24 protein-coding genes are annotated in these 22,880 nt (G+C 59.3%); 7 read left to right on the forward strand and 17 right to left on the reverse strand.

Annotated elements, in window-relative coordinates; translation table 11 throughout:
* From DFR38_RS20380 to DFR38_RS20395, 4 genes are all read right to left on the reverse strand, one after another.
* Positions 1-365: arginine deiminase family protein (locus DFR38_RS20380; protein WP_244909921.1), on the reverse strand; the 365-nt coding region annotated here is incomplete at its 3' end.
* Between the two features lie 75 nt (positions 366-440).
* Complete coding sequence (gene arcD / locus DFR38_RS20385; protein ID WP_059286059.1) at positions 441-1,880, reverse strand: arginine-ornithine antiporter; 1,440 nt, start codon at positions 1,878-1,880, stop codon at positions 441-443.
* Between the two features lie 365 nt (positions 1,881-2,245).
* Positions 2,246-2,383 carry a DUF3149 domain-containing protein gene (locus tag DFR38_RS20390; RefSeq protein WP_082086308.1) on the reverse strand — a complete coding sequence of 46 codons (138 nt, stop codon included), beginning with the start codon at positions 2,381-2,383 and terminating at the stop codon, positions 2,246-2,248.
* 238 nt (positions 2,384-2,621) lie between these two features.
* Positions 2,622-3,650, reverse strand: coding sequence for a CDP-6-deoxy-delta-3,4-glucoseen reductase (locus DFR38_RS20395; RefSeq protein ID WP_059286058.1), 1,029 nt, complete (start codon positions 3,648-3,650; stop codon positions 2,622-2,624).
* Between the two features lie 38 nt (positions 3,651-3,688).
* On the opposite strand from DFR38_RS20395, the gene DFR38_RS20400 reads away from it, so the two are divergent.
* Together DFR38_RS20400 and trmB are read left to right on the forward strand one after the other, a co-directional pair.
* Positions 3,689-4,606, forward strand: coding sequence for an SDR family oxidoreductase (locus DFR38_RS20400; RefSeq protein ID WP_059286057.1), 918 nt, complete (start codon positions 3,689-3,691; stop codon positions 4,604-4,606).
* Positions 4,607-4,642: 36 nt separating this feature from the next.
* Positions 4,643-5,323: a tRNA (guanosine(46)-N7)-methyltransferase TrmB gene (trmB, locus tag DFR38_RS20405; protein WP_059286056.1), complete on the forward strand. Its 681-nt coding sequence runs from the start codon at positions 4,643-4,645 to the stop codon at positions 5,321-5,323.
* A 13-nt stretch (positions 5,324-5,336) separates the two neighbouring features.
* Here the strand turns inward: trmB and DFR38_RS20410 are convergent, their stop codons facing one another.
* A complete protein-coding gene (locus tag DFR38_RS20410) occupies positions 5,337-5,831 on the reverse strand; it encodes a glutathione peroxidase (RefSeq protein ID WP_059286055.1) in 495 nt (164 codons plus the stop codon).
* Between the two features lie 58 nt (positions 5,832-5,889).
* Here DFR38_RS20410 and DFR38_RS20415 point away from each other — a divergent pair, with 58 nt between their 5' ends.
* Positions 5,890-6,369: a DUF1841 family protein gene (locus DFR38_RS20415; protein WP_059286054.1), complete on the forward strand. Its 480-nt coding sequence runs from the start codon at positions 5,890-5,892 to the stop codon at positions 6,367-6,369.
* Between the two features lie 261 nt (positions 6,370-6,630).
* On the opposite strand, the gene DFR38_RS20420 is transcribed toward DFR38_RS20415, so the two are convergent.
* Both DFR38_RS20420 and DFR38_RS20425 read right to left on the reverse strand, forming a co-directional pair.
* The gene (locus tag DFR38_RS20420; RefSeq protein ID WP_059286053.1) at positions 6,631-7,584 is read right to left on the reverse strand and encodes a D-2-hydroxyacid dehydrogenase; all 954 of its coding nucleotides are present in this window, start codon (positions 7,582-7,584) and stop codon (positions 6,631-6,633) included.
* Positions 7,585-7,594: 10 nt separating this feature from the next.
* Positions 7,595-8,377 (reverse strand): DUF2189 domain-containing protein, encoded by a 783-nt coding sequence (locus DFR38_RS20425; protein WP_059286052.1) that lies wholly within the window; start codon positions 8,375-8,377, stop codon positions 7,595-7,597.
* A 162-nt stretch (positions 8,378-8,539) separates the two neighbouring features.
* Between DFR38_RS20425 and DFR38_RS20430 the strand changes: the two genes are divergently transcribed.
* Entirely contained in the window at positions 8,540-8,866 is a 327-nt protein-coding gene (locus tag DFR38_RS20430; protein ID WP_059286051.1) for an FKBP-type peptidyl-prolyl cis-trans isomerase, read from the forward strand.
* A 46-nt stretch (positions 8,867-8,912) separates the two neighbouring features.
* On the opposite strand, the gene DFR38_RS20435 is transcribed toward DFR38_RS20430, so the two are convergent.
* Positions 8,913-9,542, reverse strand: coding sequence for a DedA family protein (locus DFR38_RS20435; protein WP_059286050.1), 630 nt, complete (start codon positions 9,540-9,542; stop codon positions 8,913-8,915).
* Positions 9,543-9,658: 116 nt separating this feature from the next.
* On the opposite strand from DFR38_RS20435, the gene alr reads away from it, so the two are divergent.
* The gene (gene alr, locus DFR38_RS20440) at positions 9,659-10,729 is read left to right on the forward strand and encodes an alanine racemase (protein WP_059286049.1); all 1,071 of its coding nucleotides are present in this window, start codon (positions 9,659-9,661) and stop codon (positions 10,727-10,729) included.
* A gap of 78 nt (positions 10,730-10,807) precedes the next feature.
* Here alr and glmM read toward each other — a convergent pair whose 3' ends face one another.
* The 4 genes from glmM to rlmE form a co-directional block, all read right to left on the reverse strand.
* Entirely contained in the window at positions 10,808-12,142 is a 1,335-nt protein-coding gene (glmM, locus tag DFR38_RS20445; RefSeq protein ID WP_059286048.1) for a phosphoglucosamine mutase, read from the reverse strand.
* A gap of 144 nt (positions 12,143-12,286) precedes the next feature.
* Complete coding sequence (gene folP / locus DFR38_RS20450; RefSeq protein WP_059286047.1) at positions 12,287-13,129, reverse strand: dihydropteroate synthase; 843 nt, start codon at positions 13,127-13,129, stop codon at positions 12,287-12,289.
* Between the two features lie 69 nt (positions 13,130-13,198).
* On the reverse strand, positions 13,199-15,109 hold the full coding sequence (gene ftsH / locus DFR38_RS20455) for an ATP-dependent zinc metalloprotease FtsH (protein ID WP_059286046.1): 1,911 nt from the start codon (positions 15,107-15,109) through the stop codon (positions 13,199-13,201).
* A gap of 80 nt (positions 15,110-15,189) precedes the next feature.
* Positions 15,190-15,807, reverse strand: coding sequence for a 23S rRNA (uridine(2552)-2'-O)-methyltransferase RlmE (rlmE, locus tag DFR38_RS20460; RefSeq protein ID WP_059286060.1), 618 nt, complete (start codon positions 15,805-15,807; stop codon positions 15,190-15,192).
* 136 nt (positions 15,808-15,943) lie between these two features.
* Between rlmE and DFR38_RS20465 the strand changes: the two genes are divergently transcribed.
* Complete coding sequence (locus DFR38_RS20465; protein WP_059286045.1) at positions 15,944-16,276, forward strand: YhbY family RNA-binding protein; 333 nt, start codon at positions 15,944-15,946, stop codon at positions 16,274-16,276.
* 82 nt (positions 16,277-16,358) lie between these two features.
* Here DFR38_RS20465 and DFR38_RS20470 read toward each other — a convergent pair whose 3' ends face one another.
* From DFR38_RS20470 to carA, 5 genes are all read right to left on the reverse strand, one after another.
* Positions 16,359-16,787, reverse strand: coding sequence for a DUF4149 domain-containing protein (locus tag DFR38_RS20470; protein WP_059286044.1), 429 nt, complete (start codon positions 16,785-16,787; stop codon positions 16,359-16,361).
* A 58-nt stretch (positions 16,788-16,845) separates the two neighbouring features.
* Positions 16,846-17,322, reverse strand: coding sequence for a transcription elongation factor GreA (gene greA, locus DFR38_RS20475; RefSeq protein ID WP_059286043.1), 477 nt, complete (start codon positions 17,320-17,322; stop codon positions 16,846-16,848).
* Between the two features lie 167 nt (positions 17,323-17,489).
* Positions 17,490-20,699, reverse strand: coding sequence for a carbamoyl-phosphate synthase large subunit (gene carB / locus DFR38_RS20480; RefSeq protein WP_059286042.1), 3,210 nt, complete (start codon positions 20,697-20,699; stop codon positions 17,490-17,492).
* Positions 20,700-20,725: 26 nt separating this feature from the next.
* Positions 20,726-21,382, reverse strand: coding sequence for a leucine efflux protein LeuE (gene leuE / locus DFR38_RS20485; RefSeq protein ID WP_059286041.1), 657 nt, complete (start codon positions 21,380-21,382; stop codon positions 20,726-20,728).
* Positions 21,383-21,404: 22 nt separating this feature from the next.
* Positions 21,405-22,535 (reverse strand): glutamine-hydrolyzing carbamoyl-phosphate synthase small subunit, encoded by a 1,131-nt coding sequence (gene carA / locus DFR38_RS20490; protein ID WP_059286040.1) that lies wholly within the window; start codon positions 22,533-22,535, stop codon positions 21,405-21,407.
* A 225-nt stretch (positions 22,536-22,760) separates the two neighbouring features.
* On the opposite strand from carA, the gene DFR38_RS21960 reads away from it, so the two are divergent.
* A partial coding sequence (locus tag DFR38_RS21960) for a helix-turn-helix domain-containing protein (protein ID WP_146215901.1) occupies positions 22,761-22,880 on the forward strand: 120 nt, incomplete at its 3' end.

A 22,880-nucleotide genomic window follows, 5' to 3' on the forward strand; every position in this document is an offset into this window, starting at 1 on the left:
CCGCCGATCAGGTGCTCGGCCAGTTGGGTGGAGGGCATTTCGTCCAGCCAGCTGCGCAGGTCGGCCAGCATGCCGATACCGACGTTGTCAGCCTTGACCTTGCGGTCCAGCAGCCAGCTGCGGGCGGCCTTGTCGTCCAGCACCTGGGCCAGGGCGTCGTGGGCTTCGATGACATGGATGCCACGGGCGCGCATCTGTTCAACCATGTAGGCGTGGTCTTTCTGCGCGCGTTCCACCCAGATCACGTCATCAAACAGCAGGTCGTGGCAGTTGTCGGGGGTGAGGCGTTTGTGGGCCAGGCCCGGACGGCACACCATCACGCTGCGCAGCTTGCCGCATTCGGAATGCACACCAAATTTTGTCATGATCAAACTCCTTCAATGTGTGGTAGGGGAGTCGGGGAGCGCCTGGCAGGCGCTCCTCAGTAAACAGTTGTTGTCTTAGAGGGAGAGCTGACCGGTGATCAGTTCGTAGGCGGCAATGGCGCCCAGTACCACGATGATGGCGGCCAGTACGGCTTCGGCGCCCTTGAACGGTTTTTCACCATGTTCTTTCTTGGCCCACAGGTAGAACAGCAGGCCCGGGGCGTACAGCACCATCGACAGGAACAGATACTTCACACCAGCGGCATAGATCAGCCATACACCGTACACACTGGCGATACCGGCAATACTCAGGTCACGACCCTTGCCTTCACCAGCCTGGTAGCCTTCGCCACGCTGAGCCACCATGAAGGAGTACACGGCACACAGCAGGTAAGGAATCAGGATCATCGAGGTGGCCAGCGACAGCAGTGCCAGATAACCGGCCGAGCTGAACAGGGTGATGACCAGGAACAGCTGGATCAGGCCGTTGGTCAGCCACAGCGAGGCAGCAGGCGAACCATTGGCATTGGTGGTGCCGAAAATGCGCGGCATCACGCCATCTTTACCAGCCAGGTAGGGTGCTTCAGCGGCCAGCAGCGTCCAGGCCAGCAGTGCGCCACCGACAGAGATCACCAGACCCGCGTTCATGATGTTGGCACCCCAGGGGCCAATGGCCTTTTCCAGCACGTAGGCGGTGGACGGGTTCTTCAGCGCAGCCAGTTCCGGTTGGGTCATCACACCCAGTGCCAGTACCGATACCGCCACCAGCAGGGCAATGGTCAGCAGGAAACCCACCACGGTAGCCTTGCCCACGTCGCTCATTTTTTCAGCACGGCCCGAGAACATCGAGGCACCTTCGATACCGATGAACACCCACACGGTCACCAGCATGGTGCTCTTCACCTGATCGACAATGGAGCCCAGCTTAGGATTACCCCAGAAGTCCAGATTGAAGGTGTCGATCTTGAAGGCAAACACCACCAGCACGATGAACAGCGCCAGCGGTACCAGCTTGGCAATGGTGGTGATGGTGTTGATGAATGCCGCACCATGCACGCCGCGCAATACCAGGAAATGCAGGCCCCACAACAGGACAGAGGCACAGATGATGGCGGTTGGCGTGTTGCCATCGCCAAAAGCGTGGAACCAGAAGCCCAGTGCCGAGAACATCACCACAAAGTAGGACACATTGCCGATCCAGGCCGAAATCCAGTAACCCCAGGCCGAGTTGAAGCCCATGTAGTCACCGAAACCGGCGCGGGCATAACCATAAACCCCGCCTTCTACCTCCGGTTTGCGGTTGGCCAGCATCTGGAAGGCAAATGCCAGCGTCAGCATGCCCAGAAAGGTGATGGCCCAACCAATGATGATGGCGCCTGCTCCTGCGCCTGCCGCCATGTTCTGCGGTAGCGAGAAGATGCCGCCGCCTATCATGGAACCCACTACCAGTGCGGTGAGCGCACCCAGTTTGAGTTTGGGTGCTCCGCCACCTTGTACTTCCGTTTCAGTGGACATTTTCGTTCTCCGTGAAATACATTAACCTGAAAACTATCTGTATATTATTAATTTCTTATTCGTTGATGTAATGATAGTGACGAGACCGATCCGATTCCAGAAACGTCAAACACATGTTTGATCAGGATCAAATGGGCGAAGCAGGCAAATCCTGGCTGGTAGTAGGGGTAACGAGGAGGTTATAGGTGGAAGCGGGAGGAGATCCCAATAGAACTTTTCAATTCGACAAAGACAATAATTCAAAAAACTAAGTTAAACAATTCTTACAAGTGTGCGCAGGCAAAAAAAATGGATACGGCCCACCACCGTATCCACCAACACACACATCAAGAGGAAATCTAGACGCCCATCACAATCAGGCCCGCTCAGTCATTCGGGCCGGCGTTTTTCACTTTGCGGCTGATAACGAAGATCACCCCACACACCACCACCGTGGCAAACACAATGGTTGCCAATCCCAGTACGCCGACATCGTCGGATAGAAGTTGTCCCAGCAGTTCCATCTTCCACTCCTCTAACTGGCGGTATGCCGCCTTGATTGATTAGTCGATAGTCATAATAGCCATACTCTAAACAGGGATGTTGATGCAGGTCAAAAATACGCCTGCCGGGCTGATTGCTGGCCATAAATGTGGCAAATGTGATGATGACAGGCAAAATGCTGCCATCAGCACAGTAGGCGATGACCAAAGAAAAACCCCTGCATGCAGGGGTTTTGTGTTGTTGCGATTGCCGGCTTGCCTACTTGCCGCCAGCCATGTCCTTGGACAGGAAGAAGGCATCCGAGAAGAACTCGTCTTCCGGCAGCTGGCGCTCCTGGATGAAGCTGCGATGCGCAGATTCCACCATCACCGGTGCGCCGCAGGCATAGACCTGGTAGCCGGAGAGATCGTCAAAGTCGTCCAGCACCCCCTGGTGTACAAAGCCGGTACGGCCTTGCCATGCATCTTCGGGCAGCGCTTCGGACAACACCGGAATCACCGTGATGTTGGCATGCTGGGCCTGCCAGCTGGCAGCCAGCTCGGCCATGTACAGATCGGCTTTGGTGCGCGCGCCCCAGTACAACACCATCTGGCGCTGGATACCATGGTGAATGGCGTGTTCGATAATGCCCTTGACCGGTGCAAAGCCGGTGCCGCTGGCGACGAAAATAATCGGCTTGTCGGAATCTTCGCGCAGGAAGAAGGAACCCAGCGGGCCCTTGAAGCGCATGATCTCGCGCTCTTTCATCTGGCTGAAAACGTATTCCGAGAAACTGCCACCCGGCTGATGGCGGATGTGCAATTCCAGAAAGGCATCGTCATGCGGGGCATTGGCAATGGAGAAACTGCGTTTCTTGCCATCCTTCATCAGGATGTCGATGTACTGGCCGGCACGGAATTGCAGGCGCTCCGATACCGGCAGCTTGAGCTTGAGCACGGCCACATCATGCATTTTCACCATGCTTTCCACGCGGCAGGGCAAGGTCTTGATCTGGATATCACCGGCACCGGCCACCTCGCGCGCCTCGATGGTGATGTCGCCTTGCGGACGGGCACAGCAGAACAGGGTCATACCCTGTACGCGTTCGCTTTCCGGCAGGGCTTTTTCCTGGTAGCCATCCTGGCTGACTTCACCCTCCACTACCTTGCCCTTGCAGGCGCCACAGGCACCGTCACGGCAGCCATAAGGCAGGCCGACATTCTGGCGCAAAGCCGCTTCCAGAATGGTTTCATGCGCTTCAACACTGAACGTATGCCCACTCGGGAGCACTTTGACCTGGGAACTCATTGGGTACCTTTATTCCAAATCTGGGTAATATGCTGCCTATGCGTACTTTATTGATTGCAGGTCTGGGCGATGTCGCCCGCCGCGCGCTGCCGGAACTGGTCCGGCACTGGCGCGTTTTCGCCATTGCCCACCATGCGGCTGCAGCCGAGGCGGCGCGCCAAGGCGGCGCCCACCCCATCAGGGCCAATCTGGACTGCCAGGAGAGCCTGCGCAGAATAGCCGGGCTGGCCAATGAGGTATGGATTACCGCACCGCCTCCCGCCAGCGGCCTGCGCGACAATCGCACGCGCAAGTTGTTGTACGCACTGGCAAAAGCCGACAGGATACCACAGCGTATTAGCTATATCAGCACTACTGGCGTGTATGGAAATGGGGATGGTGCCTGGCTGGACGAGTGCTCGCCGCTGCAGCCACAGACCGAACGTGCCCAGCGTCGGGCCGATGCCGAAGCTGTACTGCGGGCCTTTGCCCGCCGCCATGCTTGCCAGCTGAACATCCTGCGCGCGCCCGGCATTTACGCGCTGGAGCGCCTGCCGCTGACCCGTCTGTTACAAGGCACGCCATTGATCCTGCCGACGGAAGACAGCTATAGCAATCACATTCATGCCGATGATCTGGCACGCTTGTGCATCGCCAGCCTGCAGCAGCAGCGTGGCGGCATCCGCGTGTTCAATGCCTGTGATGACGAACCGCTGACCATCACCGACTGGTATGCCATGCTGGCCGAGGCACTGGCCCTGCCCATGCCCCCCCAACTGAGCCGTGCCGCAGTCCGCCAGCAGGTCAGCCCGGCCTTGTGGTCGTATATGGCGGAATCGCGGCGCATCCGCAATGCCCGCCTGGCGGAGCTGGGCGTGGTACTGCGCTATCCCACGGCGCGCCAATTTGTCGCGCAACTGGCGGCAAATCCCGCCTGGCAAGCCGTGGCACTCGCTAAGGGCGGCAAGATTCGGTAACATGCGCGTCTTCCCGCAATTATCTGTTTGAATCACATGGAAAATCCGGCATTCGGGCGCGCCATCAGAAGCTTTGTGCTGCGTCAGGGACATCTCTCGGCAGGCCAGCAACGCGCCATGGACGAAGGCATGCCCAAATGGGGCATCGAATATCAGGCAGCCCCCATCGATCTGCAGCAGGCTTTTGGCCGCCAGGCTCCCAAGATTCTGGAAATCGGCTTTGGCATGGGCGGTGCTACCGCTGAAATTGCCGCGGCCAATCCCGAGCGCGACTATCTGGGCGTGGAAGTGCATTCGCCGGGCGTGGGTAATCTGTGCAAGCTGATTGCCGAAAAGGAACTGAGCAATCTGCGCATCATCCGTCACGATGCGGTGGAAGTGCTGGACAACATGCTGGCCGATGGCAGCCTGGACGGGGTCCATATTTTCTTTCCCGACCCGTGGCACAAGAAGCGCCACAACAAGCGCCGGCTGATCCAGGCGCCGCTGGTGGAAAAACTGGTGAAAAAGCTGAAACCGGGCGGCTATCTGCATGCCGCCACCGACTGGGAAGACTACGCCATCCAGATCATGGAAGTGTTCAGCGCCAATGCCGATCTGGCCAATACCGCTGACGGCTATGCGCCGCGCCCGGACTATCGCCCGCTCACCAAGTTCGAAGCCCGCGGCATCAAGCTGGGGCACGGCGTGTGGGACATCATCTTCACTCGCCAGTAAGCCATGGCGGGCATCAGCCGCTGGCTGCTGCCCGTTTCAGCAAGTTCTCGATATCCTCCCGCAGTTCATGCGGCTCCACCGCCGGCTCGTAGCGCTTCACCACCCTGCCCTGCGCATCCACCAGAAACTTGGTGAAGTTCCACTTCACCGGATGCGGATGCGGCGTGTCCGCCTGGGTCAGCCAGCGCCACAGCGGCGCAGCCTGGGCGCCATTGACCTCGACCTTGGCCAATACCGGAAAACCCAGTGCAAAACGGCTGCTGCAAAATGCGGCAATCTCCTGATCGCTGCCCGGTTCCTGCCCGCCAAACTGGTTGCAGGGAAAGGCCAGGATGCGCAATCCGGCTGCGGCCAGCTGTTCATGCAGCTGCTGCAGACCGGCATATTGCCGGGTATAGCCACACTCGCTGGCGGTATTCACCAGCAAAACCACCTGGCCCTGCAGGCTGGACAGGGGGTATTGACCGCCGGTGTGAGTCAGGGCCGAGAATGCGTAAAGCGTGGTCATGGCTGTCTCCCTTCCGTATAATCCTGACTTATCCGAGAAACGTACTCAGGTATTGCACATGCTGTTCTCACCCAGCCGCCAGGATGCGCGCGGCTTCTTCTTCGACACCTGGAAAAAGCACCAGAATGGCACGACATTGACCGATCTGGAAAAGATCGTGCTTTCCATTCTTATAGACCACCCTGAGTACCACTCCATCCTGAATCATCCGGAAAAATACCTGGAACAGGAATGGACACCGGAAATGGGCGAGACCAATCCTTTCCTGCATCTTGGCCTGCATGTGGCCATCGAGGAACAACGCTCGATTGACCAGCCCTTCGGCATCCGCTCATTGTATGCACAGCTGGCCCTGCGCCATGGTGACGAACATCGTGCCCAGCACGAGATGATGGAATGCCTGGGGGAGATGATCTGGCATGCACAGCGCTACGGTGGCGGCCCGGATGTGAACCGCTATATTTCCTGTGTGCGGGGCAAGCTGGGCATGGGCGAGGAAGAACGCCCGCGCATCAATCCCAACGATATTCCGGACTGACCCCCTCTCCTTGCCCGCTTGCGCCTGCCACAGGCAAAAAAAGCGCCGTGGAAGACAGAGCAACCACGGCGGATCAAGCGGGGCAGCCTGGGCCCGTTGCCGGGCCCAGACAAATTAATACTATGCCTTAATTCAATCATTAACAATATTTAAAATCATGACAAATCAATGACCGATATGATCCGACATTGCTCTTTAAATATTTTTACTGATTAAACAATATTTTACAAAAACAAACCCGTACTACTATCCGCCAGCCACTCAGACCAGCCGGTTTTCAGCCTTGCCCGCCACATAGGCAGTGATATTGTCGACCAGCTGCTGCGCCAGGCGCTGCATGGCCTGCTGGCTGGCCCAGCCGATATGCGGGGTGACAATGAGATGCGGCAGGCGTGCCTTGAGCAGCGGATTACCCTGTGTCGGCGGTTCGCTGCTCAACACGTCAAAGCCGGCCCCTCCCAGCTGACCATATTTCAGGGCAGCAAGCAGCGCCTCTTCATCCACCAAACCGCCACGCGCGGTATTGATCAGGATGGCCCCCGGCTTCATCGCCATCAATTCGTCCTGGGCAATCATGTTACGGGTGTCATCATTGAGCGGACAGTGCAGGGACAGCACGTCGGATGTTGCCAGCAAGTCGGCAAAGCTGACATAGCCATCACGCACCACGCTCGCCCCTTTGCGCTCACCAAACTGCACCCGCATGCCAAAGGCGCGGGCGCGCTCGGCCAGCGCCTGACCAATGCCACCAGCGCCGAAAATCCCCAGCGTGGCGCCCTTGAGGTCACGAATGGGCGCACCAAAATGGCAGAACTGCTTGGCCTGCTGCCACACCCCGGCAGCCACATCGCGCTGATAGGCCGGCAGGTTTTTCACCAGCGCCAGCATCAGGGTGAAGGCATGTTCGGCTACGGTTTCGTCACCGTAATGGCGGATGTTGGCCACCGCGATACCCTGCTCGCGGCAGGTGGCAAGGTCGATATGGTTGTAACCAGTGGCTGCCACAGCCAGCATTTTCACTCCCGGCAACTGCAGCAGGGTTTCGCGACTGAACGGCACCTTGTTGGTGATGACGATATCGGCATTTCCCACATGCTGGACAATCTGCTCCGGCGTGGTGGCGGAAATTTCGCGATAGGCATGGGCAAAAGGAAAAGCGGGAACCGGGACAGGCAGACTGTCCCGGTCGAGGAATACGATGGAAGGTTGGCTCATCAGTCTGGCGTCAGCTTTCGTAGGAAATCATGGCGCGGTAAGCATGCCAGCTGGCCAGCCCCAGTACGGGCATGATGACGATCAGGCCAATGAAATAGGTAGCAAAGCCCACCGCAGTAAGAGCCACAATCATAACGGCCCATACCGTCATCGTCAGCAGATTCTTGTACACCGCCTGCAGGCTGTTGACCATGGCCGTCACGGTGTCGACTTCCTTGTCGAGCAGCATGGGGATGGCCACCACGCTGAGCGCGAACACCGTCGCGGCAAACAGGAAACCGACGCCAAAATAGGCCAGCAGGAAGGTCATGTTTTCCGGCAGCAGGGCATTGGCCAGCAGCTCGTCCAGGCTAGGCAGGGCGGCCGTGTCATAGAACAAGGCAAACAGCAGCAAGGAGATGCGGAACCAGCCAAACACCAGCACCGCCAGCAGCGCGGCAAACAGGGTGAAGCCGGGCAGGTTTGCCTTCCAGGCGGTCATGCTGTGCCACAGGCTGACGCGCTGCGGCGCCCGTACGGCCTCGTGCTGGCGCGCCAGATCAACCAGGCCGATGGCGAGGAAAGGGCCGCCGAGCAGGAACAATGTGCTGAGCGTCAGTACAAACTGCGGCGCGCTATCGAAATAACTGATCAGCAGATAGCCCATCAGCACAAAGGCAGCGCCGTAAAACATGGCATCGGCAGGGGCTTTGCGCAGGTCGTTCAGGCCTTGGCGCAGCCAGAACAGTGGTTGGGTAACGGATACATGGTGAACAACCGGGTGTTCCCGGGATGTGCCGTGGGTAATGTCCATGACGAATCCCCTTCTGGTGGTGGGTGGGTAAACCAGACAGTTAATTTCTTTATAAGCCATTGATTGTGAAATACAAAGACAATATGACCATGCGGCAGCCATGCAGGCTGGCGAATGGTACAATTCCGCCCTGCTTGAACCAGAAACAAGGACTACGACAAGATGAGCGCATTGATCATTGAAGATCTGACCGTCGGCGAAGGTGCCGAAGCCGTTGCCGGCGAAGAAGTCACCGTGCACTACACCGGCTGGCTGACCAATGGCAGCAAGTTCGACTCCAGCAAGGATCGTTATCAGCCCTTCAGCTTCCCGCTGGGTGCCGGCCATGTGATCAAGGGCTGGGATCAGGGCGTTGTCGGCATGAAAGTGGGTGGCAAGCGCAAGCTGACCATTCCGCCGGAACTGGGCTATGGCGCACGCGGCGCGGGTGGGGTGATTCCGCCGAATGCCACCCTGGTCTTCGAAGTGGAGTTGCTGCAGGTGGGTTGATTCCAACCCGAAAAAAAGCCACCGGCAGGTGGCTTTTTTCATGCAGTCATTTTTTCAGCTCGGAAGTGGCACAGCACTTTTTGCGGCGGCACAGATAGACGATGAGCAGCACCGTCAGCAGCAGACCGACTGCCGAGAGAATGCCCACCTGGCCGCGATGCACCATGTGCATCAGCCATTCACGCTGGGTGGCACCGTAATGGCCGAGATAGACCCATACCGGCACCGAAATCAGCGCGGCAAAGCCGTCCATCAACAGAAAGCGCCAGTACGGCACACGCCGGGTCATGCCGGCCGTAATGAAGATGGGCGAACGCAGACCGGGCAGAAAGCGGGCAACAAACAACACCCAGGTGCCATACTTTTCAAACTTCTCCTGCACCGCTTCGAAACGCTCCGGCGTCAGGATGCGCGCAATCGGCCGGAAACGCTGCACCTTGTGCCCATAAAAGCGACCGGCAGCAAACATGATGCCATCGCCCGCCAGCACACCAGCCATGCCCACCAGGAACATGATGTCAACATCGGCATAACCCAGACCGGAAATGATGCCACCGGCGACCAGGGTGATGTCCTCGGGAATCGGAATGCCGAACCCACACACCAGCAATACGGTAAAGACAGCCACATAACCGTAACCGGTAAAGAAATCGAGAAGTATCTGCAGTATGTCCATAGTGCTCCGCCGACCGGCGCGGTCTTGTCCTGACACAAGATTTGGCCGCGGGCTGATTGTCCGAGTGCATGATCGGGCGCTTATAATAGCACACCTCGACCTTATCCTTTCTTGACATGACACGCCCTATACGGGTGGAAATCAATCATTCCGCCCTGCGCCATAATTATTCACAATCCCGCAAACAAACCTCAGGCCGCCGTGCCCTGGCCGTGATCAAGGCTGATGCCTATGGCCATGGCAGTCTGGGCTGTGCCCAGGCGCTGGCCGACATGGCTGACGGCTTTGCCTTGCTCAACATCGAAGAGGCCATCGCCCTGCGCGAGGCGGGAATCCAGCAAGACATCATCCTGCTGGAGGGGCCTTTTGACCGGGCGGAAGTCGAAGCCATGGCCGCTTATCGCATTGGTGGTGCCATTCACTCCCCTCACCAGATTGCCTGGCTGCAGGAAGGTTCCCTGCCAGCGCCTGTTGAGGTCTGGCTCAAGGTAAACAGCGGCATGAACCGGCTGGGCTTTCGTCCGGAGCAAGTCGCCGCCACGTTGGCCAGTCTGCAGTCCCTGCCCCAGGTCCGCACCAGCACCATCATGACCCACTTTGCCACCGCCGATGATGCCCGTGGTGTAGCCGCGCAATGGCAAGCCTTTGCCCCAGTGGCAGAAGCCAGTGGTCTGGCGGTCAGCGCCGCCAACTCGGCTGCAGTATTCCGCCATCCTCACACCCATGGCGATGTGGTGCGACCGGGCATCACCCTCTATGGCTGCTCGCCGTTTGCCGAATGTCACGGTGCTGCGCTGGGTCTGCAAACCACCATGACACTGAGTGCCGACCTCATCGCCATCCAGCAGCTGCAAGCTGGCGACACCGTGGGCTACGGTTTGAATTTCCGGGCGGAACAGGCCATGCGCATCGGCATTGTCGCCTGTGGTTATGCCGATGGCTACCCGCGCATCGCCCCCAGCGGTACGCCGGTGCTGGTGGCTGGCCAGCGCAGCACCACGGTGGGCCGGGTATCCATGGACATGCTGGCCATCGATCTCAGCCACATTCCAGCTGCCGATATCGGTAGCCGGGTGGAGCTGTGGGGGCCACATGTGGCGATTGAAGAAGTGGCTGCAGCAGCCGGCACCATCGGCTATGAGCTGATGTGTGCCATTGCCCCGCGCGTACCACGCCGGTTGATCTGAACGGACGGGACGGATCGTTGCTGCCCATAAAAAAAGCCGCTGCATCGGGCAGCGGCTTTTTCTGGCACTCGGACGGAATCAGGCCACGCGCTCGATGGTGGCAGCAATTTCTCTGGCCCACTTTTCCGACAGGGCACGATCACTGGCTTCCACCATGACACGCACCACCGGCTCGGTGCCGGAAGGACGCAATACCACACGGCCCACACCAGCCAGCGCGGCTTCGGCCGTGGCCAGTGCCGCGGCCGAAGCGGCTTTCCAGTCGCAGCCGTTGTGCCGCACATTGATCATGGTTTGCGGGAAAGGCGTCCAGTCATTGCAGGCCTCTTCCATGCTGATGCCCAGTTCGGCCAGGCTGGCCAGTACCTGCAGGCTGGAGATGATACCGTCGCCGGTAGTGTGCTTGTCCAGACAGAGGATGTGGCCGGAGGCCTCACCGCCCACCTGCCAGCCATTGGCGTGCAGCATTTCCAGTACGTAGCGGTCACCCACCTTGGCACGACCAAAAGCCACACCCAGCTTGTTCAGGGCCAGCTCCATCGCCATATTGGTCATCACGGTGCCGACCACGCCGCCCTTGAGCTCGCCGCGTGCGGCACGGGCCTTGGCGATGATGTAGATCAGCTGGTCGCCGTCATACACCTTGCCATTGCGATCCACCATGATCAGCCGGTCGCCGTCGCCATCCAGCGAGATGCCGAAATCGGCATGGTGTTCCAGCACGGCGACCTGCAGCGTCTTGGGATAAGTCGCCCCTACCTTGTCATTGATGTTGTAGCCGTCCGGCTCGCCACCGATGACCACCACTTCGGCACCCAGTTCGTGAAACACTTTGGGGGCGATATGGTAGGTCGCGCCATTGGCGCAATCCACCACCAGCTTGAGCTGCTTGAGGTCACGCTCGCCCGGGAAGGTGCTCTTGCAGAATTCGATATAGCGTTCGGCCGCACCGGAAATACGCCGGGCACGCCCCAGCTCCACCGAGCCATTGGTGGTCATCGGCTGTTCCAGCATGGCTTCGATTTCCAGCTCCAGCGTGTCATCCAGCTTTCTGCCACCTTCGGCGAAAAACTTGATGCCGTTATCCTGATACGGATTATGCGAGGCTGAAATCACCACCCCGGCCTCCAGCCGCAAGGCACGGGTCAGATAGGCGATGCCCGGTGTCGGCAGCGGCCCGGTCAGCAATACATTGACACCGGCAGCGGTAAAGCCGGCCTGCAGCGCCGCCTCCAGCATGTAACCGGAAATCCGGGTGTCCTTGCCGATCAGCACGGTGGGGCGATGGGCCTTGTCATGATCCACCAGTACCCGGCCGGCTGCATGGCCCAGCTTGAGAACAAAATCCGGCGTAATGGGGAACTGCCCTACTTCGCCACGCACACCATCCGTTCCAAAATATTTGCGACTCATCTCATTATCCTAATCACGTTGCCGCCTCTTGGCTGGCAACGCATAACAGCAAAAAGGCCCCTGCGGGAATGCTACATTCTACCTGTCCGGTCAGCTGCTTGGCAGCTGTCGCACCGCAAAACACTGCGAGTCTGCCGGCTGGCCTCAGCCGGCATAGTCCTGCATGGCACGCCACACCTGCAAGACCTGGTGACTGGCCTTGACATCGTGTACCCGGACTATCCGGGCGCCCTGCTGCAAGGACAGCAGGGCCACGGCCAGGCTGGCCCCCAGCCGCTCGGCGGGAACAGCCTCGCCGGTAATGGCCCCCAGCATGGATTTGCGCGACAGGCCAACCAGTACCGGAAGGCGGCTGATGGCTTCGATGCGACGCAGGCCCGCCAGCAATTGCAGATTGTGTTGCAGCGTTTTGCCAAAACCGAAGCCGGGATCGATCAGCAGGCGGGCATCGGCGATGCCGGCGGCGCGGCATAGCTCAACCCGTCGCAGCAGGTACTGCCCCACCTCTTCAACCACATCCCGATAAGCCGGGGCCAGTTGCATGGAGTCCGGATTGCCCTGTTTGTGCATCAGGCATAGCGCCACATTCGATGCCGCCACCGCTTCCACCGCGCCCTCATCTTCCAGTGCGGACACGTCATTGATCAGATCGACCGCCCCCAGTTGCAGGGCGGCACGCATCACGGCGGTACGGCGGGTATCCAGCGACAGGGGTGCTCCGATGTCTTTGAGCTTTTCCAGTACCGGCATCACCCGGTCCAGCTCTTGCTGCACACTGACTTCCGGCGCGCCGGGACGGGTGGATTCGCCACCGATGTCCAGAATGGCCGCACCGTCCGCCAGCATGCTTTCGGCACGCTGCAGCGCACTATCCAGGGTGTTGAAGCGACCACCATCGGAAAACGAATCCGGGGTGACATTGAGGATGCCCATGAGCATGGGCCGGGTCAGATCGAGCTGAAAACGCCCGCATTCAAGCAATTGCATGGAAAATATCTGCCTGATAAATGCAAAACAGGGCGACAGCCTAAGCTGCCGCCCTGCAAAAACCGGTGATCAGAGTTCCTGGGCCGGCGTCGATGTTGCTGCTGCCGGGCTTGCTTCAGCCGGCTTGTCCTCCGGCTGGGCCGGGAAACCGCTGCCCGGTTTGGGCGGGCGTGGCGGCTTGCCATCCATGATGTCGTTGATCTGCTCGGCATCGATGGTTTCCCACTCCAGCAGGGCCGCGGTCATGGCTTCCACCTTGTCGCGGTTTTCTTCCAGCAGACGACGGGCCAGCCCGTACTGCTCGTCGATAATGCGGCGGATTTCCATATCCACTTGCTGCATGGTGGCTTCGGACAGGTTCTTGTGCGTGGTGATGGAACGACCAAGGAAAACTTCGCCTTCGTTGTCGCCATACACCATCGGACCGAGCTTGTCGGACATGCCGTAGCGGGTGACCATGTCGCGCGCCATTTGCGTGGCACGTTCGAAGTCGTTGGAAGCACCGGTGGTCATCTGGTTCATGAACAGCTCTTCGGCGATACGACCACCGAACAGAATGGCCAGCCGGTCCATCAGATAACCGCGGTCATAGGCAAAGCGGTCCTGCTCCGGCAGCTGCATGGTCACCCCCAGCGCACGGCCGCGCGGAATGATGGTGACCTTGTGCACCGGATCAGACTTGGGCAACAGCTTGGCCACCACGGCATGGCCGGATTCGTGGTAAGCGGTGTTGCGCTTTTCTTCCTCGGACATCACCATGCTGCGGCGCTCGGCACCCATCATGATCTTGTCCTTGGCCGATTCGAAATCCACCATGTCCACCAGACGCTTGGCGCGGCGGGCGGCAAACAGCGCCGCTTCGTTCACCAGGTTGGCCAGGTCGGCACCGGAGAAGCCCGGCGTGCCACGCGCGATGACGGAAGCCTCCACATCGGCAGCGATCGGCACCTTGCGCATGTGCACGGACAGGATCTGTTCGCGGCCACGGATATCCGGCAGCGGCACCACCACCTGGCGGTCGAAACGGCCCGGACGTTGCAAGGCCGGGTCGAGCACATCAGGACGGTTGGTAGCGGCAATCACGATGACGGTGGTATTGGTTTCGAAACCATCCATCTCCACCAGCAACTGGTTCAGCGTCTGTTCGCGTTCGTCATTGCCACCGCCCAGACCGGCACCGCGCTGGCGGCCAACCGCATCGATTTCATCGATGAAGATGATGCAAGGCGAGTTCTTTTTGGCTTGTTCGAACATGTCGCGGACACGGGCAGCCCCCACGCCGACAAACATTTCCACAAAGTCGGAACCGGAGATGCTGAAGAACGGCACCTTGGCTTCACCGGCGATGGCCTTGGCCAGCAGTGTCTTGCCGGTACCCGGCGAACCGCACAGCAGGATGCCGCGCGGAATGCGGCCGCCCAGGCTCTGGTAGCGCGACGGATCACGCAGGTAATCGACGATTTCCTTGACCTCTTCCTTGGCTTCATCGCAGCCGGCCACATCCGCAAAGGTCACGGTATTGGTGTCCTGGTCCAGCATGCGCGCCTTGCTTTTGCCGAAGGAGAAGGCACCGCCCTTGCCGCCGCCCTGCATTTGGCGCATGAAGAACACCCACACGCCAATCAGCAACAGCATCGGGAACCAGCTGATGAAGATGCTCATCAGCATGGACGGTTCTTCTTCCGGCTTGGCGGAGAAGCGGACATTGTTCTTGATCAGGTCTTCGACCAGTTGCGGGTCGTACGGCGCGTAGGTGGCAAATGCCGAACCGTCGGTCCGCTTGCCCTTCAGCCACTGGCCACGCAGGGGATGGCCCTCAATGCTCAGGGATTGCACCTTGCCGGATTCGACATCGCTGATGAATTGCGAGTACTCGATCTGGTTCTGGGCGTCCTGGCGTTTGTTGAACTGATTGAATACTGTCATCAGTACCAAACCGATGATGACCCAGATGGCGATATTTTTGCCGATATTGTTCACGAGTAGCGGACTCCTCTGTGCCCTGACTTTGCGGTTGCGTATTTCATTGGTATGGATTGTAAACCCCGGGGGGTTGTATGTCAGCGTCGGCCCTTGCCCAGCAAGTAAATTTCGCTGGAACGATCGCGCGAGGCCTTGGGTTTGCGGGTGACCACCTCTTCGAACAGCTCGCGCATGGCCTGGAGGTAGGACTGAAAATCACTGCCCTGGAACACTTTGACGAGAAAACTGCCGCCGGGTTTCAGGTGATCGCGCGCAAATTCCAGAGCCAGCTCGCACAGTAGAAAACTTCTGGCCTGATCCATGGCGCTCATCCCTGAGATATTGGGTGCCATATCGGAAATTACAAGGTCCAGCGCGCGGCCATCCAGCAGGTCGACGAACTGCTGCAATATTTCTTCTTCTCGAAAATCGCCCTGGATGAATTCCACATCGGCAATCGGATTCATCGGCAGGATGTCCAGCGCAAACACCTTGCCCTGCGCCCCCACGATGCGGGCGGCCACTTGCGACCAGCTGCCGGGGGCACTGCCCAGATCGGCCAGCACGGTGCCCGGACGGATCAGTTTGTCTTTTTCGTTGATTTCCAGCAGCTTGTACGCTGCCCTTGCCCGGTAGCCATCTTTCTTGGCCATCTGTACATACTGGTCGTTAACATGTTCGCGCAGCCAGGTATTGCTGCTGGTACTTCTTGCCATGGGTAGCTTCCTGCCAATCTCATCCAGCATAGCCGGTGGGCTATCCTGTTGTTTTTCAGTCTGTTTGTGGCCAGAGTTTGGGCAAAGTGCCAAACTCTAGTAGAATCCCGTTTTGCTTTGAAACCAAGCCTGTCCAATGAAAATCGAACTGCAACCTTTCCAGCGCCAACACCTCAAGGGTCTGGCCCAGACACTGAACCCGGTCGTGATGATCGGCAATAATGGTCTGAGCGACTCCGTACTGCGCGAAATCGCCATCAGCCTGGATGCCCACGAGCTGATCAAGATCCGCGTGCAGGGTGATGACCGCGCTGCCCGCATCGCTCTTTACGAGCAGATTTGCGATGAACTCAGTGCTGCGCCGGTACAGCATATCGGCAAACTGCTGGTGCTGTGGCGTCCCAGCGACAAGCAGCGCATCGTGCTGCCGAAAAACAAAAAGGCACTGAAGCTGGCCTCGCAATCCTGAGCCAGCCCTTGGCCGGTATAGCAAAAGCGGTGGGACTCCACCGCTTTTATTTTGTCCCGGCCATTCTTGTGGTCAGATCCTGTCAGTCACGACGCAGGATATAGGCCAGGCCCATCAGGCTCTGCACCAGATAGATCAGGCTGGAAATGGCATGCCAGGTAGCAAAGCCGCCACCAAACAGCCCTTCCGCCGCATGGTTCATCTGCAATTTCAGCTCGGCGATGATGGGGGTGACGGCAAAGTGGTTGATGACAGTGCACAGCAGCATGCCGACGATCAGCCAGAAGCTGCTTTCCTTCATGCCGCGCACGCCATTGCGCCAGATATTGTCTACCAGCAGAAACACCCCGCACACCAGGCCCACCCAGGCAATGGCGGCAAACAGCTTGCCGGCCACCATGCCTGCGGTCACCGTGTCCAGCATCTTGAACAACACCGGCGTGACAATCAGGCCGATGACCCACAGCCCGCCTATCCAGAAGGTTCTGGTAATCGCTCGCAATCCGTCCATGCGTGCTCCCTGACTCCACAGCAAAAACGCGCGAAAGCGCGCGTTTGATCTGACAGTTTTAGATGTACTTGACGTCTAGCACTTCGTATTCGCGGATGCCGCCCGGTGCCAGTACTTCGGCCACATCGCCGGCTTCCTTGCCGATCAGCGCACGGGCGATCGGCGAATTGACCGACACCTTGCAGACCTTGATGTCGGCTTCATCATCACCCACGATCTGGTAGGTGACCTGGTCTTCGGTTTCCAGATCCATCAGTTCGACGGTGGCACCAAACACCACACGACCATCGGCATCCAGCTCGGCCGGATTGATGATCATGGCATTGGAAATCTTGCCTTCCAGTTCGGCAATACGGCCTTCAACGAAGCCTTGGCGCTCTTTGGCCGCGTCGTATTCGGCGTTTTCCGACAGATCGCCATGCGACCGTGCCTCGGCAATCGCTTCGATCACCGCCGGGCGCTCCACGCTCTTCAGGCGTTGCAGTTCTTCTTTGAGAAGTTCGGCGCCACGCAGCGTCAACGGGACTTTGTTCATTCGGATGCTCTCCTGAGGCGGTACCCCCGCCATCATCAAAAACACAAGCCGCCGTACGAGACGGCGGCTTGGCTGTTGCAGTTCAATGTCTGGATTGTAACGGCAAATCGTCTGCGGTTCAAAGCTTCAACGCATAACTTGCCGTCACATTCCGACAGTCCACCACATCAAGGCTTGATGGAGGCGTGCAGTTCCTGAACGCTGTAGACATCAAACTCTTCCACATGGGCCATGCCCACGCACACTGCCTTGGCACCGGCCAGGGTGGTGTACTGCGGAATACGCGCCTGCAGGGCACTGCGGCGGATGGAGTGGCTGTCCTGGATGGCCTGGCGCTTTTCGTCCACGGTGTTGACCAGCACGTCGATTTCGCCGTTCTTGATCATGTCGACGATGTGCGGACGGCCTTCGTTCACCTTGTTGACCACCTGCACCACGATGCCGGCTTCGGCCAGGGTCTTGGCGGTGCCGCGGGTGGCGCAGACGCCAAAGCCCAGGCGTTGCAGTTCGCGTGCCACGTCTACCGCGCCGTTCTTGTCGGACTGACGTACCGACAGGAACACCTTGCCGGTGCGCGGCAGCTTGTCGCCGGCGGCCAGCTGGCTCTTGACGAAGGCTTCGGCAAAGCTCTTGCCCACGCCCATCACTTCGCCGGTGGACTTCATTTCCGGTCCCAGGATGGTGTCCACGCCAGGGAACTTGATGAAGGGGAAGACGGCTTCCTTCACCGCGTAGTACGGCGGGATGACTTCCTTGGTGAAGCCCTGCTCGGCCAGGCTGATGCCGGCCATGGCACGGGCGGCAATCTTGGCCAGCGGCGCGCCGGTCACCTTGGACACAAACGGTACGGTACGCGAGGCACGCGGGTTCACTTCCAGCACGAAGATGGTGTCGCCCTGAATGGCAAACTGCACGTTCATCAGGCCGACCACGTTCAGCGCACGCGCCATGGCTTCGGTCTGGCGACGGATTTCGTCCTGCACTGCCGGGAACAGGCTGTACGGCGGCAGCGAGCAAGCGGAGTCACCGGAGTGCACACCAGCCTGTTCGATATGCTGCATGATGCCGCCGATGACCACGTCCTTGCCGTCGGAGATGCAGTCCACGTCCACTTCGATGGCGTCGTTGAGGAAGCGGTCCAGCAGCACCGGGCTGTCGTTGGACACCTTCACCGCTTCGCGCATATAGCGTTCCAGATCGGCCGGTTCGTGCACGATTTCCATCGCGCGGCCGCCCAGTACGTAGGACGGACGCACCACCAGCGGATAGCCGATTTCCTCGGCCAGCTTCATCGCATCGGCCGGGGTGCGGGCGGTGCGGTTCGGCGGCTGTTTCAGGCCCAGTTCGTTCAGCAGCTTCTGGAAGCGTTCGCGGTCTTCGGCAGCGTCGATCATGTCCGGCGAGGTGCCGATGATGGACACGCCGTTGGCTTCCAGCGCACGTGCCAGCTTCAGCGGGGTCTGGCCGCCGTACTGCACGATCACGCCAAACGGTTTTTCGATCCGGCAGATTTCCAGCACGTCTTCCAGCGTCAGCGGTTCGAAGTACAGACGGTCGGAGGTGTCGTAGTCAGTCGATACGGTTTCCGGGTTGCAGTTGACCATGATGGTCTCGAAACCGGATTCGCGCAGCGCCAGCGCAGCGTGCACGCAGCAGTAGTCGAATTCGATACCCTGACCGATACGGTTGGGGCCGCCACCCAGTACCATCACCTTCTTGCGGTCGGTCGGCCTGGCTTCGCACTCTTCTTCGTAGCTGGAGTACATGTAGGCGGTGGAGGTGGCGAACTCGGCCGCGCAGGTATCCACTCGCTTGTAAACCGGGTGCAGGCCCAGCGCCCAGCGCTTGGCGCGCACGGCAGCCTGGTCGGTATTCAGCAGCTCGCCCAGGCGACGGTCGGAGAAGCCCTTGCGCTTCAGGCGACGCAGTTCGTCAAAACCCAGTTCTTCCACCTTGCGGCCGGCCAGGGCTTTTTCTTCGCCCACGATGTCTTCGATCTGGGCCAGGAACCACGGGTCGATCTTGCTCAGGGCAAACACGTCGTCACGGCTCATGCCCACGCGGAAGGCATCGGCCACGTACAGGATACGTTCCGGTCCCGGGGTGCTGACTTCGTGACGGATGGTTTCTTCGTTGGTGGTAACCGGGTTGAAGCCGGACAGACCGGTTTCCAGGCCACGCAGCGCCTTGTGCATGGATTCCTGCAGGGTGCGGCCCATGGCCATCACCTCGCCCACCGACTTCATCTGGGTGGTCAGGCGGTTATCGGCCTGCGGGAATTTTTCGAAGGCGAAACGCGGAATCTTGGTAACCACGTAGTCGATGGACGGCTCGAACGAAGCCGGGGTGGCACCGCCGGTGATGTCGTTCTTCAGTTCGTCCAGGGTGTAACCCACGGCCAGCTTGGCAGCGACCTTGGCAATCGGGAAACCGGTGGCCTTGGAGGCCAGTGCCGAGGAACGCGATACACGCGGGTTCATCTCGATCACGATCATTTCGCCGTTCACCGGGTTGGTGGCGAACTGCACGTTGGAACCGCCGGTGTCCACGCCGATTTCACGGAGTACCGCGATCGATGCATTACGCATGATCTGGTATTCCTTGTCGGTGAGGGTTTGTGCCGGGGCCACGGTGATGGAGTCACCGGTGTGCACGCCCATCGGGTCGAAGTTTTCGATGGAGCAGATGATGATGCAGTTGTCTTTTTTGTCGCGCACCACTTCCATTTCGTACTCTTTCCAACCGAGTACGGACTGCTCGATCAGCAGTTCATGGGTGGGGGAAGCTTCAAAGCCGCGTTCGCAGATCGCCAGGAATTCTTCCTTGTTGTAGGCGATGCCGCCACCGGAGCCGCCCATGGTGAAGGACGGACGGATCAGCGTGGGGAAGCCCACCTTGGATTGCGCTTCCAGCGACTCTTCCATGGTGTGGCAGACAAAGGACAGCGGGCAGGACAGGCCGATTTTGGCCATGGCTTCCTTGAAGCGGCCACGGTCTTCTGCCTTGTCGATGGCGTCTTCGGTGGCACCGATCAGCTCGACATTGTACTTTTCCAGCACGCCGTGCTTGGCCAGGTCCAGTGCACAGTTCAGTGCGGTCTGGCCGCCCATGGTGGGCAGAATGGCGTCCGGACGTTCCTTGGCAATGATTTTTTCCAGAACAGGCCAGGTAATGGGTTCGATGTAGGTGACATCGGCCATGTTCGGGTCGGTCATGATGGTGGCCGGATTGGAGTTCACCAGGATGACTTTGTAACCTTCTTCACGCAGGGCCTTGCAGGCCTGTGCGCCGGAGTAGTCAAACTCGCAGGCCTGGCCAATCACAATGGGGCCGGCGCCGATGATGAGAATACTCTTGAGGTCGGTACGTTTCGGCATGTTATCGCTCAGTCAATTTCAATTGTTCAGTTCAGGCTGGCTGCCGCCAGTTTGGCCCCGAAGCCCAGAAACAGCGCGCCCACTCCGCCAGACATGGCAGAGGACAGTTTGCGGCGGCGGCGGAAGGCTTCGGCCAGTCTTGCTCCGGACACGATGATGGTGGCCAGATACAGGGCGCTGCAGCATTGCAGCAGGCCGCCCAATACAAGAAAGGTCAGCACCGGATGCGGATAGGCCGGGTCGACGAATTGCACGAAGAAAGACACGAAGAACAAGATGGCCTTGGGGTTCATCAGGCTGATGACCAGCGCCTTGACGAAGGGACGGCTGGCGTCCACTTCGCGGCGCGCTTCCGGCGCGGCGGCTTCCCCAAGGGAAGCATTGCGCCAGGCACGCCAGGCGCCACGCAGCATCTGCAGCCCCAGCCAGGTCAGGTAAGCGCCACCGGCGTACTTGACCACGGCAAACAGGGCCGGATTGGCCTTGAGCACCCCTGCCGCCCCTGTGGCGGCCAGCGTCATCAGGATGGCATCACCGGTAAATACCCCGCAGGCCCCCACAAAGCCACGGCGGATGCCGCGTTGTGCCGCCACCGACAGCACATACATGGAGTTGGGGCCTGGCAGCAGCACGATGATGATGGTGCCGATCAGGTAGGTGGTGATATCGGTAATGCCCAGCATGCTTGTTCTCCGTATGCTCCGTTTACTTCGCCTGGCTCATCGCCGTGATGAAGCGGTCAAACAGATAGGCCACGTCTTCCGGGCCGGGGCTCGCTTCCGGGTGACCCTGGAAGGAGAAGGCCGGACGATCGGTCAGCGCGATGCCCTGTACGGTCTGGTCGAACAGGCTGCGATGGGTCACGCGCACATTGGCCGGCAGGGTGGATTCGTCCACCTGGAAGCCGTGGTTCTGGCTGGTGATCATCACGCGGCCGCTGTCCAGATCCTGCACCGGGTGGTTGGCACCGTGGTGGCCGAACTTCATCTTGCTGGTCTTGGCACCGGTGGCCAGGCCCAGCAGCTGGTGACCCAGACAGATGCCGAATACCGGCAGGCGGGTTTCCAGGATTTCGCGGATGGCAGCAATGGCGTAGTCACAAGGCTCCGGATCGCCAGGGCCGTTGGACAGGAACACACCATCCGGATTCAGCGCCAGCACGTCCTTGGCCGGAGTCTGCGCCGGCACCACGGTCAGCTTGCAGCCACGTTCGGCCAGCATGCGCAGGATGTTGTGCTTCACGCCGAAGTCGTAAGCCACCACGTGGAAGGGGGTTTCGGCCTGTTCGCTATAGCCGCTGCCCAGTTTCCATTCGCCCAGTTTCCACTGGTAGGATTCGGTGCAGCTGACGACCTTGGCCAGATCCTGACCGGCCATGGAACCGAAACCGCGTGCCAGTTCCAGTGCACGGGCTTCGTCCAGATCGGCACCGGCCATGATGCAGCCGGGCTGGGCGCCCTTTTCGCGCAGAATGCGAGTCAGGCGGCGGGTGTCGATATCGGCAATGGCCACGACATTGTTCTTGGCCAGGTAGTCGGACAGCGAATCTTCCGCGCGGAAGTTGCTGTGCAGCAGCGGCAGATCACGAATGATCAGACCGGATGCGAAAACGGCGCGGGATTCGGTATCTTCCGAATTCGCGCCGACATTACCGATGTGGGGATAAGTCAGGGTGACGATTTGTTTGGTGTAGGAGGGATCGGTGAGGATTTCCTGATACCCGGTCATGGCGGTATTGAATACCACTTCGCCGACCGTATGGCCGGTGGCTCCGATGGCACTGCCCTTGAAGAGGGTACCGTCAGCCAAGACGAGGATCGCTGGTACGGTTGACACTGACTAGCTCCTGTTGCGTTTCGCTTGTATGTTTTTGCGGATTTTTATGTGAATAACGGGACACGACGTTTTGCGCCTGTCCCGTTTGGTTAAACCTTACCATCATACCGCTTTCGGCCAGTTGAAACAAGCCACAAGCACCTGTTTTTGCATCACTTCCTGCTTTTCCCTGGGCGGTTTCAAGAGCTAAGTGCAACACCAACCAATTAAAGGTTAAGTTGTTGCATGCAAAGAACTTATGAGCACCTCAGTGCCGAAGAACGCGGGTTCATCATGGCAATGAAACAGCAGGGAGAGAGTGCCAGGGCCATTGCAAAGGCATTGCACCGGGCTCCCAGCACGATT

The organism is Aquitalea magnusonii, from assembly GCF_003202035.1.
Lineage (GTDB): Bacteria > Pseudomonadota > Gammaproteobacteria > Burkholderiales > Chromobacteriaceae > Aquitalea > Aquitalea magnusonii.